Below are 12,067 nucleotides of genomic sequence, written 5' to 3' on the forward strand. Positions count from 1 at the left end.
TGACTTGTGACTTTGGTCGCGACCTGAACATTCGGGGAATCAAATGCCGGTTAGGAACCTCCAGGGCTACGACACAACCCTTGGTGGTCTGACGGTCAGGCAGTGGGAGACTCTTGCCATGCCTATGCAGCCTTTCGCAGCCGACTGGGACCGCGCGACCGCACAACAGGCCGAACAGTGGAACTGGCTCGCGGTCGAGATAGCCGAGATCCGACGATGTGCCGCGGCTGGTGATCAGGCACATGACCGTCTCGCCCTCATCCTCTTGGACCACCTGGTGGAGGTGGTGATCAGCCGTGAGGTCAACGCCCGGCTTGCGCTCCAGGCCGCTGACAGCATCATTGCGGAGATACGCGAGTCCCGTGACAATGGCGGGGAGCTCACCGAGAAGCTGAGCCGGTTGGTTGACGAGCACGTGGGACCAGATCGCCGCGAAAAAATCGATAAACACCTGAACGAGAAGACTAGATTTCTGAAGCAGAAGGGCGTGCTGACAGCCCAGGAATGCGAAGTACTCGACCGGCTGCACCAGTACCGCAACGCCGCATACCACCGTGACACGCTGGAGCCTGATCTGATTTCAGATCTGGTACTGGCCTACAGGGTTTTGGCTGATGAACTTATCGGTCGGCACCGGCCGATCGCATGGACCATGGCGTCATCGGGCTCCGGCCCCGTCGTAACGCCGCAGCAGCTACGGGGCCGGCTCAGCGAAGGTGTCGATGCCGATGTCAAGGCGATGGCCCGCCGGTTCCATGGTCACGCGGTAAAGCGGGTAAAGGCCGTTGCTGCGGCTGTTGCCATCGCGCGGCAAATGTTGGGCATCGACAGCTCCGGGAAAGCGGACCCCTCCCTCCCGGATGACGAAATGGCCAGCATGTTGACCGGCCTCAGCAACGTGTCCAAAGACCTGCCGGCCTGGGCAAAACAGGCGGATGGGTTGAAGTCCAAGACGTCATCGCTCACCGGGCTGATGATTCCGTTTATTAACCTAGACCGGACCCTCAACCGTATCGAACCGTCCGTCAGGCGCCTCGAAATGATCCTGGACTATTGGGAACAAGAGCGGATCGATGAAATCCGCGGCAAGTAGCAGTAGCCCCAACGAAATCGCGTGCAGCCAGCTGCCGCCTAGTCGAAGCGACAGCGTGGTTCAGCCCAAAATTTTCGATGCTGGATAATAGCAGTTGCCGGTGGTGCTCGCGTGAAGAAGCTTTCGGCTGATCAACTCGTCCAGGCGGATACGCCCCTCCAGCACGCAGTAGAGGTCTCCGCCGTCCATGGTAATGAACGATGTTCCTCGCTTGAAGATGTCACGTCCGCCTTCGGAGAATCCGTTGACGCTTACGAACAGACCCAGGGCGTTCTTGCCCTTGAGACGCACCTTGCCGTCGAACTTCATCAGGTCCTCAGCTTCGACGGTGCCGGCCAACCACTTGGCCTCAACGATAAAGTGATCTGTGTTGTAGTAGATCGCCCCGTCTATCTGTTCGCCTTTAAGGTTGTAGGCGAGGGTGGGTTCCAAGTCGAACAGGGTGAACAAACGATGCAGGAAGGGCTCGAACTCACGCCCTGCCTGCTGGCGATTCGCCACGGCATGGAGCCGCAGAAACTCCTGCGTCAGCTCCTGCAGCACCTGAGCGAAGCTGCGACTGCGGGTGACTTCCTCCTGGTGAGCCGCGAGGTCAACAGCCAGTCTCTCTCGCTCTTCCGCCAGACCAGCATGCCGCTCAACCCACTTGCTGAGGTTCGCCACGGCCGCCCGAGCCGCAGCCAGGAGCTCGTTGGCGTCCACCTGCTTCATCAGGTTTGGGAAGGTGTCCAGGCTGGCCACGTCAGTCATCAGCTCGATGGTGAAGTCCCGGTAGTCCGACTCCCGGTCCATCAGCATGTGTACCAGCTGAGCTGCCGTCTGGCGCTTTGTTGTGGTGAAGTCGAGGCGCACTAGCAACTCGGTGTGCTCTCGGAGCCTGCGCCGTATGTCCTGCTCGAATGGGATCTTGTTCCAGTTGATCGTGGTCAGCGCCTCGATGAGCGCTCCGTAAGCATCCGGGTGGATCTTCTTCACCGCGCCTGACTGCACCCTCACCATGGCCACCCCAGATCCGTACTGATCAGACCATCCGATTATTCCACTACAGGGTGATCTGATTGCTTCCCTGGTTGGTGAGGGAGACAGTCGGAGCGTCTCTGGGCGTCCTCGGTGCTGTGGGCTAATGCACGGGAGCACGCGCTGCGTGGAGCGTGTCGACGTCGACCGCACCGGAGTCCTTGATCAATTCAGTTCGGCCACGGCCTCAGTCGCGATGCGCTCGAAGACCGACTGGTCGGCGGCGAAGTCGGAGTCCGAAATCGGCCAATGGACCACGATCTCGGTAAAGCCGAGGTCGCGGTGGCGGCCGGCGAAGTCGGCGAAGGCGTCCACCGACTCCAGCGGGCGGTTCCGGTCCGGCGTGAAGCCGTGCAGCAGGATCTTGTCGAGCTCGGCTGCGTCCCGGCCGAGCTCGGCGCAGGCCTTGCCGAGCTTCCGGACCTGGTCCCGCAACGCCTCCACCGACTGCTCGGGGGTGCCCTCGTCGTACAGCTTCGGATCGCCGGTCGTCACCCACGCCTGCCCGTACCGTGCGGCCAGCCGCATCCCGCGCGGACCGGTCGCCGCCACCGCGAACGGTAGCCGGGGCCGCTGTACGCACCCGGGGACGTTGCGGTACTCCGATGCCGAGTACCAGGCGCCCTCGGCATCCACCTCTTGCTCGGTGAGCAGCCGGTCCACCAGCGGCAGGAACTCCCCGAACCGGTCCGCCCGCTCCTTCGGCGTCCACGCCTCCTGGCCGAGCGCGATGGCGTCGAAGCCGCTTCCTCCCGCGCCGATGCCGAGGGTGACCCGACCGTCCGAGACATCGTCCAGCGACATCAGTTCCTTGGCGAGCGTCACTGGGTGCCTGAAATTAGGCGACGTGACGAGGGTGCCCAGGCGCAGGCGATCCGTGGCCGTGGCGGCGGCGGTGAGGGTGGGCAGGGCTCCGAACCAGGGGCCGTCGCGGAAGGTCCGCCAGGAGAGGTGGTCGTAGGTGTACGCGGTGTGGAAGCCGAGCTCCTCGGCGCGCTGCCACTTCGCGCGACCTCCCTCGTGCCAGCGGTCGACAGGAAGAATCACGGTGCTCAGGCGCAGGCTCATGCTGGTGAGCCTACGTCGAGCGCGGCCTTGGCCGTGGCTCGACGTAGGCGAGTCCCTACTGATCAGGCACGGTGCCATGTGTCGGGCAGACCGCCCAGGGAGCCCGCTCACCTTGCGGTGGCTGTCGGCCATCCGTAGCGGGAAAAGGACGGGCCGCCGTCCCTGTACGCAGCAAGGGCTTGTGCGGCGGTCGGGAACGCGGGCTCGGGGAGACGTTCGGCCGCGATCCACTGGACGGCCAGGTGTTTGTCCGGTTCGGTGTTGGTCAGTTCGCCGGCCCATGTGTCGGTGGTGAAGGCGAAAAGCACGAACTGCCCAGCCCGGTCCCAGCCCTGTTCGACGTGAACGACATGGACGAGTGAGAGGTCAGCCGGGTCGACGAGCAGGCCAGTCTCCTCCTTGAGTTCGCGGGCGGCGGCTTCGTCGAGGGGTTCGCCGGGTTCGGCCTTGCCGCCGGGGAGGGTCCAGACCGGTTGAGGGGACCAGTTGCGGGCCCCATAGAGCAGGGATGCGACCGTGTCGGTGTCCTTGTCGTGGACGATCACGCAGACCGCATTGCGACTGTTCATCACGCTGTTGCTGATCACCGTGTCCACTCCTCGTAGATGCGCTCGAAGACTTCGGGGACTTGCGGGCGTCTGGGGCCAACGACCTCCTTCGACGCGTGCGGGCGCTGTTCAGCGCCCAGATGTGAGGTGGTCCGCATCGGTGCGCGAGAACACCAGGTCGGTCATCTCCTCGGGGACCGTGGTGCATCGAATGGGCGGCTGCGGGTGGCGCATGGTCCTGGGATAGCTGGCCGGGTCGTAGTCGTTGGTGAGCGTGTACGCGTGGAAGCCGTGCCCGCGGAGGGTGTCGATGATGTCGGCGGCGCTCTCGCCCTGCTTGGTCAGCAGCCTGGGGGTGACTTCCATGACGAGTTCCGCGTCGTCGCGCAGCTGCGAGAGCGCGGGCAACAGCCCTCGGATGGCTGCTGCCTCGGCACCTTCGACGTCGATCTTGATGATCCGGGTGGTGGCGAACTCTGCTCCACTGATCAGGTCGGCCAGGGGTGCGGTCGGCACGTCGAAGGCAGTGTGGACGTGGCTGGGCCGAACGGCGGTGGTGTGACCGAGGTTGGCGGGGTCCTCCAGGTACAGGGTCAGGGTTCCGTGGGCGTCGGAGACGGCGGAGCGGACGGCCCGGATGTTGGTGCAGTGGTTGGCGGTGGCGGCGGCAGTCAGGTCGTCGTGGAACTGCGGGGAGGGCTCGATCGCGACGACTCGGCCGTGGGGGCCGACGGCGTGGGAGGCCAAGAGGCTGAAGGCGCCGCGGTGGGCTCCGACGTCGATGAAGGTGTCCCCGGGGCGGAGCCGGTCGCGTAGGAAGGAGATCAGGTTCGGTTCCCACTCGCCGAACAGGTACTGGTAACGCTGGATGACGTCGCTGGTGGTGACGGTGACCACGTCGCCGGATCGCAGTCTGACGGTGGTGCGGACGGGGCGGGTGCGCAGGTGTTCGTCCAGGAAGCTGCCGACGAGCCGGGCCTTGCCCACGGTGCCGGGGGCGTAGCGGACGTAGGCCCGCAGCGTGCGGGCGAGTGCGGAGACGGACACGGCGGCTCCTTCGGGTGGTGGTGTTGGGGAATGGGGCCTTGGGCTGGTCGGCGGTGGCAGACTGGCCAAGGAACGCTGGTGGTGTTGAGGGGAGTTGGCGGTGGCCGAGCGCACTCCGGTGGTGTTCTTGTTGGTGGGGCTCACCGGTTCGGGGAAGACCACCTATGCCCAGCGGAAGCTGGAGCCCGAGGGTGCTGTGCGGCTGTCGGTGGACGAGGTGGTTTTCGAGCGGCACGGTCGGTACGGCGTGGCCTACCCGGAGAACACCTACTTCGAGAAGGAGGCCCCGGTCGTCGCCGAGCTGCACGAGCGGCTTGCCGAGCTGGTCGCCGAAGGCCGGGACGTGGTGTGGGACCACGGGCTGTGGCCGCGCAAGGACCGCGACGCGATGAAGGAGCTGGTGGAGTCAGCTGGCGCGCGGTGGCGGCTGCTGTACTTCCCGGTGGAACGGGACGAGCTGCTACGCAGACTGGCGGAGCGCAACGACCGGGAGGACGCCAACGCGCTCGTCGTGACGCCGGAGGCCCTGGAGGACTTCTTCGCCCGCTTCGAGGCACCTCATGGCGAGGGCGAGGAGATCGTGGAGCCGGACTGGCTCTGAGGCGTGTGCGGGCGCCAGGTGGTGGCGATCTTGGAGGCTTCGGCGGCCCAGCCGTCCGGCAGGCGGTCGAGGGTGACGTGGCGGAAGGCCAGACGGGGATCTGCGACGTCGATGCGACCGTGGTGACGGTCGATGTGCTGCAACAAGCGGGACGCCTCGCTGCGGACGGCCGAGGTGTGCTCGGCCCACTCCCTGGAGGTGAACCGGTCGACCCGTCGGCGCAGGTCGTCAAGGACGCCCGAGCGCCACTTGAAGTGGTGCACGCACGCGAGCCTGTCCAGGGCGGGCTTGTGGCCCGGAGCCCGGTGGTTTCCAGACGTCATGGTCACCGAGGAGTGGGCGAGGACGATCTTGCGGGGGTCGCCCTTGAGGAGCCGGTGGGTGAGGTGTCCGCCGAGCGGGAAGGCGCGGTCCAGGCCGGTTTCCGGGCGCCACAGGGCCAAGCGGCCGTCGTTCGTGGCTCGGTCGAGCATCAGCCCGCCGATCACCTTCTGTTTGGCGGCCTCGGCCTCGGCGATCACCTCGGTGAGCTGGGCGGGATGGGCCTGGAACTCGTCGGAGTCGGCGATCAGGTGCCAGCCGGTCCCCGCCTGCTCGCGCAACGAGTCACGGAGCTGGGTGTTGGTGTGCTCGTGCCACGGCCCGGTGCTGATCCGGACGGGGACGATGCCGAGGTCGCGACTGACCGCGAGAAGCTGGTGCTGCCAGGCGTCGTGGACGTGGTCGGGGAAGTGGAAGGCAAGGTGGAACCGCTCGACGCCGAGTCGGCGGTAATGGGCGGTCCAGGCGGCCAGCAGGGCCGGTTCGACCGGGCCGACCACCGCTACCAGGGCGGGAGGGACGGGCGTCTTCATCGGAACTCCTTGGCCAGACGGGTGTAGGTGTCGGTGAGGAAGGCGGCCTGCTCGGCCGCCGAGTGCATGGCCAGGACTCCGCGCGCCGAAGGTTCCGGGCGGGTGGGCGCGTCGGTCGCGAGCTGGTCCAGCATCTTGGCGAGGGTGTTCGGATCGCCCGGAGGGAAGAGCCGGGCCCACGGCTCCCCGGTGAGCCGGGCGGTCAGCTCGGGGTCGTGTGCGGAGACGATCAGCGGGACGGCGAGGCGTGCGGTGTCCATGACCAGCCCTGATTCCTTGCCCACGCCGGACTTGCGGGCGACGAGGGCCGCGTCGGCGGCGGCGTAGACGAGCCGCAGGACCTGGTCGTCGACCGGACCGGCCACGGTGTGGAGCCGGACGTTGGGGAGCTGGTGCCAACGTGTCAGGACGGCGTCGTCCAGCGGGGTGCCGCACACCAGGACGTGCAGTGGGGTGGTGAGGCGGCCGAGGGCGGCGTCGATGGTGAGGAGGTCCTTGTACGGCCACCAGCCGCCGACCACGCACACCGCCTTCGCGTCGGCGGGGATGGCGAAGGCGGTGCGGGCTCCGTCGCGCTCGGCATCGGTCAGCGGGCGGCCGTCGTCGACCGCGAAGGCCCGCACCTCACCGGGTAGGCGGGGGAAGGCCGGTGCGACCTGGTCGCGGACGGCGATGGTCGGGTACAGCGCGATCACTCGCTTCTCGCCCGCGCGGGCGAGCCGACCCAGCCACCGGACGGGACGGTCTTCGGTGGTGACCACCTCGTGGATGAACCGCAGGTGCGGGGTGCCACCGAGCAGGGCGGCGACGCCGTGCAGTGCCTCGCTCGCACTGAGGATCACCACTGCCGACGCCTGCCGGGTGAGACGGCGCGCGGTGCGAAGGCAGGCGGCCTCGGTCATGCACCGGGCGAGGAGGGTGACCTGGTGTGGAAACCTTCGGACCGCTTCTGGCCAGCACCGAGAGGCGAAGGCCCGCTGGCCGACTGCGGAGACCCGTGCTGCCGCCCGCGCGGCGGCCAGAAGAACCTTCGCCGCGGGCCCGGCAGGACCGACGGCGACCCGGGTACCGGCCCGCACCAGCAGGCCCAGGTCCTCGCTCGGGCCGCCCGGGGCGATGACGAGGCTGTCCGGTCGCGCGGCGGCGAGCGCCGCCAGAGTCCGCTGGTGGTGTCCGCCGACCCGGTGCGCGTACGGCTCGATCAGCACCAGCGGCTCGGGGGCGGCGGTCATCCAGTGACCGCCTGCTCGCCGTACAGCGTGGTGAAGTGCTGGTGCAGCCAGGGCGGGTCATTGAGCGCCTCGAAGCGTTGGGGGTCGCGGGCTACGGCCTTGGCGAAGCCGAGTCCGTCGCGGGCGCCAGCCGCCGCGTAGGCGGCGAACTCGCCGTCGCGGCTGGTCGTCCAGGCGGCGATGCGTTCCTGGGCGGAGGCATCGGTCATGCCGTACTCGCTGCCGCGCGCGAGCATCGCGCACTCGCGGAAGCCCGCCTTCCACGCGTGGAACGGACTCTGGTTGAACCGCGTGATCCCGGCGGGCTGGCGGCAGAACTCGACCCGACCGGGTAGCGCGGCCAGCACGTCGACGGCCTGGCCCATCTCCCTCAGCGCCGAACGGCGGATCAGCTTGAGCCCGCCGTAGCCGTAGGTCAGGCCGTTGACCGGATTGACCGCCTGCCAGACCCGCATCGCCACCCCGTCGGAAAGCGGCTCTACCGTGGCGGTGGGGAACTCGGGGTCGATGGCGAAGTCGCCGTCGGCGAGAAAGAACGTCTCGGAGTCGACCATCTCGGCGGTGAGCCGGTAGGCGCGTCGCATCCCACGGACTCCGTGAAGGCGTTTGACGGTGCCACCCAGCACTCGGCCGAGGCGGGTGTGCAGGGAGCCGGCCAGCGGTTCGTCGTAGGAGAGCTGGACGGCGTCGAAGCCGGTCACTTGATCGCCTCCAGGTAGCGGGCGGCCACCACGGCGGGTGTGAGGTCCGCGGTGGAGGCGTACGCGCGCTTGGCGTGCACCAGGTAGAACTCGGCGTCCGTGGCGAGGCGCTCGGCGATCTGGACGGCCTGCCCATCGGTGTCGAACAGCAGCTCGTGGTCGATGTGCTCGGCCAGCCAGCCGATGCGGGGGCCGATCACGGGCAGGCCCATCGCCTGGCAATCGATCACCGACATGGACCAGGGGCAGCCGGGACGGAAAGGAGCGATGCCGAAGTGGACGTCGGCCAGCAGGTTGCGGTAGCGGATGCGGTCGCCGCGGTCGGAGGCGATGGTGACGCCGTCCGTGGTCGCCAATTCCTCCAAGTGTCGTTCGGGGCTGGGGTCGAGGCGGACGCGTTCGGGGCTGCGGGTGCCGAGCAGGTCCATCACCGTGAGCCGCACCGGGGCGTCGGCGACGAGGCGGCGGGCGAGCCGGGTGAAGCGGGCGGTGCCGTAGTGCCTGTACAGGCGGTGGTTGTAGATGCCGGTTGCCCTGCCCTCGGGCGGGGTGATGTCGGCCGGGTCGCGCATCAGCCGTGTGTCCCTGGGGGCGGGGACGATGTGCAGCTTGTCGCCGAGGTCGACGCCGGTGCGGGCGGCTGCCGCGGCGGTCCAGGAAGCGGCGGTGGAGGAATGGACCAGGACGCGGTCGCAGGCCGCGAGGCCAGCGGCGAAGGCCAGCAGCACGCTGCGGCCCAGACCCCGGTCGTTCATCGCGGGGTCCAGCTCCAGGGCGCCGGTGTCGGTGTCGGTGAAGGAGAACGGCAGGTAGTGGCAGTAGCCGACGATCAGCGCGTCCACCCCGGCTTCCAGGAGCGCGGCACGGATCGCGGGGGCGGCCTCGATCTGGTTGGCCACCACCACCTCGGGCCGCCGGTCGCGGATCAGGGTGACCAGGGCGTCCATGCCCGGGTCGAAGCGGGCCCGGTACTTGGTGGACGGCGAGATGGTGGGCGCGAAGTGCACGCGGGCGTCCCCGGTGGGGACCGGGGAGGCCATGGTCACCTCGGCTCCTGCGTCGGTCAGGGCCGGGGCGAGCAGGTCGGCGAAGATGAAGCCGGAGTCGGCGGACAGCTGGCTGGAGTTGGAGACGTTGAGCAGATACAGCACGCGCATCGCGGGGGGACCCTCCTCGTCTGGGCCCGGGTCGACCTGGGCCGGTGAAGGAAGGAAACCGGCGAACGGGACCGTGACAGAATGGTGAGTCGAGATCACTTACGGTTCATTCATCTCATCCGACGGCCGGGGCGGGAGCTTTGATGGACGCGCGGGACAGCGCTCTGACGGTCGAGCAGGCCGCCGAGGCGTTCCCGGCGGAGGTCGCCTACTGGCGTGAGGTGCGAGGTCTTGCCAAGCGGGAGTTAGCCAGAAGGATGGGCTTCGACCCGTCGTACGTGAGCCATGTCGAGTCGGGCCGTCACAAGCCGACAGAGGACTTCGCCCGCCGTGCGGAGCAGGCCCTGAACGCGGGCAAGGCCATCTGGAAGCGCTGGCTGGACTACGAGACGGCCAAGGCCCCTTCGGCCCCAGCAGCGGTGCCGGCCTCCCGCAGGGCCGAGCAGCCGTACGCGACCGGCTCGGCGATCGTCGTCGAACACGATGCGGCCCGTCTGGACTACGACGGCCGCCTCTACCGGCTCACGATGCGCCGACTGCTGCGGAACACCGGCAGTGAGCCGATCACCCGCTACCTGATCCGCATCAGCGTCGACCGCTACCCGGGCGAGCCGGAACGGTCCAACGCCCACTACCGCGAGCACCCGCTGGCCTGGGACGAACTCGCCCTCACCGCAACCTGCCGCGGTGAGGCGATGCGCTGGCAAGCCAAGCACGACCGCGACGCCTTCAAGGAGGTGTGGCTGCTGTTCGACAACGAGCAGGGCCGTTTCCCTCTCTACCCGGGCGAGTCGGTGTGGATCGAGTACGCCTACTCGGTGGGTGACGAGAAGTGGGGCCGCTGGTTCCAGCGTGCCGTCCGCCTGCCCACCGAGCACCTGACGGTCGAACTCGCCTTTCCTGCCGACCTCGACCCCGCCGTGTGGGGCACCGAGACCTCCATGACCGCCGAGGCAGCACCGCTGCGGACGGCCCCGGTCCAGCACGACGAGGGCGGGGTGCGTGTCTTCTCCTGGAGCACGACCACACCCCCACTCCACACCCGGTACCGTCTGGAATGGCGGTTCCGGGCGCGACCCGAACATCAATTGGAACAAGGGGAGTTCAGGTGATCCAGGTGCGGCCCAGCGAGCAGATGCGCGTCCTCGGCGTCGTCCAGAACGGCGCCCCCGTCCTCGCCGAGCCTGCCCGCGCCTTCGACCTGCCGGCCGAGCGTGAGGTGGCCGATCAGGTCATCGAGCAGCTGTTCTCCGCGATGGAGCGGATCGGGCAGGTCCACCCCTTCGCCAAGGGCATGGGCATCGCGGCTCCGCAGATCGGGGTGGGCCAGGCCGCCGCCGTGGTCCAGCCTCCCGACCCCGCCACCCCTGCGATCGTCTTGCTGAACCCTCGCATCACCGACAGCTCCAGAGACGGGGACGAGCAGTACGAGGGCTGCCTGTCGTTCTTCGACGTCCGCGGTCTGGTCCCCCGGCCGCTGTGGATCACCGTGGAGACCACGACGCTGGAGGGCCAGCTGGTGACCACCACCTACGAACGCGGGCTCGCCAGGCTGGTCCACCACGAGATCGACCACCTCGACGGCATGCTCTACACCGCACGGATGCGGACGGGAACCGCCCCCATCCCCGTCGAGGAGTACCGCCAGACCGGCCGGGCGTGGGCATACGAGCAGTAGCAACTGAACCGGAGCCTTGAGCTTGGGGAGGGTGAGGGTTGGGCGATTTTGCCGCCGGGGTGGCAGATCTGTTCGCCGTCCTTGTTGAGGTCGCCGGAAGGTCCGCGGCGGGGCATGGGAGCGATGGTATGAGCACGGGTTGGGCTCGCCGAACTTCCGGCACCCGGTCCCCCTGGCCAAGGACCTCATGTCCCTGGACGACATCTCCGGGGGGCGGATCACGCTGGGCGTCGGAGCCGGCGGCAACGGCTTCGACGCCGTCGTGCTGGGTCAGGAGCCGTGGACGCCCAGGGAGCGGGCCGACCGGTTCGCCGAGTTCGTGCCGCTCCTCGACCGGCTGCTCACCACCCCCTCCGTCAGCCATGGGGGCACGCACTACTCGGCGCAGGAGGCCCGCAACATCCCCGGGTGCGTCCAGCGGCCCCGGCTGCCGTTCGCCGTGGCCGCCACCGGCCCGCGGGGCATGGAACTCGCGGCCCGGCACGGTCAGGCGTGGGTCACCACGGGAGACCCGAAGATCTTCGAGACGGGTACGCCCGCCGACTCCCGTGCCGCCATCGCGGAGCAGATCGAACGGCTGGGGAAGGCGTGCGCGGACCTCGGCCGGGACAGCCGCAAGATGGACAAGGTGCTGCTCACCGGGTTCACCCCCGACCGGTCGGCCCCGTTGGACTCGGTGGACGCGTTCGTGGACTTCGCGGGACGTCACCTGGACCTCGGGATCACCGAGATCGTGATCCACTGGCCGATTCAGGACACCGACTTCGCCGCCGACCTCGCCGTGTTCGAGCGGATCGCCGTCGAGGCCCCGGACCAGCTCCGCTCCCGCTGACCGGGCCCGATCGGAGTCCGTCCCCGGTCGGGCCTGGAGTCGGATCCTGAAGTCGAACCCTCCGGACGGTGGGGTGACCGCCCCGCCGTAAGGGGTGCAGCGGCGTGTCGTCAGGGGCGTGTTCCAGCCGTCTTCCGCAGCATTCGCGCCGCTCGTGGGGGCGCGCCGCGGGGGGCTCCGGGTGGGTACGGGCCATGCGGCTACGGCCGACCGGCGGGGTCCTGGCGGTGAGGTGACGT

General features: G+C 68.4%; 12 protein-coding genes and 1 pseudogene. 5 read left to right on the top strand and 8 right to left on the bottom strand.

What is annotated here, in order from left to right; translation table 11 throughout:
* Positions 1-118: 118 nt before the first annotated feature.
* Complete coding sequence (locus ACFWIA_RS17585) at positions 119-1,093, top strand: hypothetical protein (protein WP_387005629.1); 975 nt, start codon at positions 119-121, stop codon at positions 1,091-1,093.
* Positions 1,094-1,153: 60 nt separating this feature from the next.
* On the opposite strand, the gene ACFWIA_RS17590 is transcribed toward ACFWIA_RS17585, so the two are convergent.
* From ACFWIA_RS17590 to ACFWIA_RS17605, 4 genes are all read right to left on the bottom strand, one after another.
* Positions 1,154-2,068, bottom strand: a complete 915-nt coding sequence (locus tag ACFWIA_RS17590; RefSeq protein WP_387005632.1) for a restriction endonuclease — start codon at positions 2,066-2,068, stop codon at positions 1,154-1,156.
* A 207-nt stretch (positions 2,069-2,275) separates the two neighbouring features.
* A complete protein-coding gene (locus tag ACFWIA_RS17595; protein WP_387005634.1) occupies positions 2,276-3,178 on the bottom strand; it encodes an LLM class flavin-dependent oxidoreductase in 903 nt (300 codons plus the stop codon).
* 107 nt (positions 3,179-3,285) lie between these two features.
* Entirely contained in the window at positions 3,286-3,765 is a 480-nt protein-coding gene (locus ACFWIA_RS17600; protein WP_387005637.1) for an NUDIX domain-containing protein, read from the bottom strand.
* A gap of 90 nt (positions 3,766-3,855) precedes the next feature.
* Positions 3,856-4,773, bottom strand: a complete 918-nt coding sequence (locus ACFWIA_RS17605) for an FkbM family methyltransferase (protein ID WP_387005639.1) — start codon at positions 4,771-4,773, stop codon at positions 3,856-3,858.
* 100 nt (positions 4,774-4,873) lie between these two features.
* Here ACFWIA_RS17605 and ACFWIA_RS17610 point away from each other — a divergent pair, with 100 nt between their 5' ends.
* The gene (locus ACFWIA_RS17610; RefSeq protein WP_387005642.1) at positions 4,874-5,374 is read left to right on the top strand and encodes an AAA family ATPase; all 501 of its coding nucleotides are present in this window, start codon (positions 4,874-4,876) and stop codon (positions 5,372-5,374) included.
* Here ACFWIA_RS17610 and ACFWIA_RS17615 read toward each other — a convergent pair.
* From ACFWIA_RS17615 to ACFWIA_RS17630, 4 genes are read right to left on the bottom strand one after another with little or no spacing between them, the layout of a single operon-like run.
* Positions 5,332-6,228, bottom strand: coding sequence for a hypothetical protein (locus tag ACFWIA_RS17615; protein WP_387005645.1), 897 nt, complete (start codon positions 6,226-6,228; stop codon positions 5,332-5,334). The genes ACFWIA_RS17610 and ACFWIA_RS17615 overlap by 43 nt on opposite strands.
* Positions 6,225-7,460, bottom strand: coding sequence for a hypothetical protein (locus tag ACFWIA_RS17620; protein WP_387005648.1), 1,236 nt, complete (start codon positions 7,458-7,460; stop codon positions 6,225-6,227). The genes ACFWIA_RS17615 and ACFWIA_RS17620 overlap by 4 nt, the downstream gene beginning before the upstream one ends.
* The gene (locus tag ACFWIA_RS17625) at positions 7,457-8,161 is read right to left on the bottom strand and encodes a hypothetical protein (RefSeq protein WP_387005651.1); all 705 of its coding nucleotides are present in this window, start codon (positions 8,159-8,161) and stop codon (positions 7,457-7,459) included. The genes ACFWIA_RS17620 and ACFWIA_RS17625 overlap by 4 nt, the downstream gene beginning before the upstream one ends.
* Positions 8,158-9,318 (bottom strand): glycosyltransferase family 1 protein, encoded by a 1,161-nt coding sequence (locus tag ACFWIA_RS17630; protein WP_387005654.1) that lies wholly within the window; start codon positions 9,316-9,318, stop codon positions 8,158-8,160. Before ACFWIA_RS17630 ends, ACFWIA_RS17625 begins: the two co-directional genes overlap by 4 nt.
* Before the next feature lie 143 nt (positions 9,319-9,461).
* Here ACFWIA_RS17630 and ACFWIA_RS17635 point away from each other — a divergent pair, with 143 nt between their 5' ends.
* The 3 genes and pseudogenes from ACFWIA_RS17635 to ACFWIA_RS17645 form a co-directional block, all read left to right on the top strand.
* Positions 9,462-10,430: a multiprotein-bridging factor 1 family protein gene (locus ACFWIA_RS17635; protein WP_387005657.1), complete on the top strand. Its 969-nt coding sequence runs from the start codon at positions 9,462-9,464 to the stop codon at positions 10,428-10,430.
* Complete coding sequence (locus tag ACFWIA_RS17640; RefSeq protein ID WP_387005660.1) at positions 10,427-10,996, top strand: peptide deformylase; 570 nt, start codon at positions 10,427-10,429, stop codon at positions 10,994-10,996. The genes ACFWIA_RS17635 and ACFWIA_RS17640 overlap by 4 nt, the downstream gene beginning before the upstream one ends.
* 145 nt (positions 10,997-11,141) lie before the next feature.
* Positions 11,142-11,828, top strand: a pseudogene (locus ACFWIA_RS17645) (LLM class flavin-dependent oxidoreductase); the annotation flags it as partial.
* Positions 11,829-12,067 lie beyond the last annotated feature (239 nt).

It is taken from the genome of Streptomyces sp. NPDC127068, from assembly GCF_042724695.1.
Taxonomy (GTDB): domain Bacteria; phylum Actinomycetota; class Actinomycetes; order Streptomycetales; family Streptomycetaceae; genus Streptomyces.

Excerpts from the sequence above, each read along its gene's own strand:
- ACFWIA_RS17635 (WP_387005657.1), top strand. The coding sequence starts at position 9,462 with ATGGACGCGCGGGACAGCGCTCTGACGGTCGAGCAGGCCGCCGAGGCG.
- ACFWIA_RS17620 (WP_387005648.1), bottom strand. The coding sequence starts at position 7,460 with ATGACCGCCGCCCCCGAGCCGCTGGTGCTGATCGAGCCGTACGCGCAC.
- ACFWIA_RS17595 (WP_387005634.1), bottom strand. The coding sequence starts at position 3,178 with ATGAGCCTGCGCCTGAGCACCGTGATTCTTCCTGTCGACCGCTGGCAC.
- ACFWIA_RS17630 (WP_387005654.1), bottom strand. The coding sequence starts at position 9,318 with ATGCGCGTGCTGTATCTGCTCAACGTCTCCAACTCCAGCCAGCTGTCC.
- ACFWIA_RS17615 (WP_387005645.1), bottom strand. The coding sequence starts at position 6,228 with ATGAAGACGCCCGTCCCTCCCGCCCTGGTAGCGGTGGTCGGCCCGGTC.
- ACFWIA_RS17585 (WP_387005629.1), top strand. The coding sequence starts at position 119 with ATGCCTATGCAGCCTTTCGCAGCCGACTGGGACCGCGCGACCGCACAA.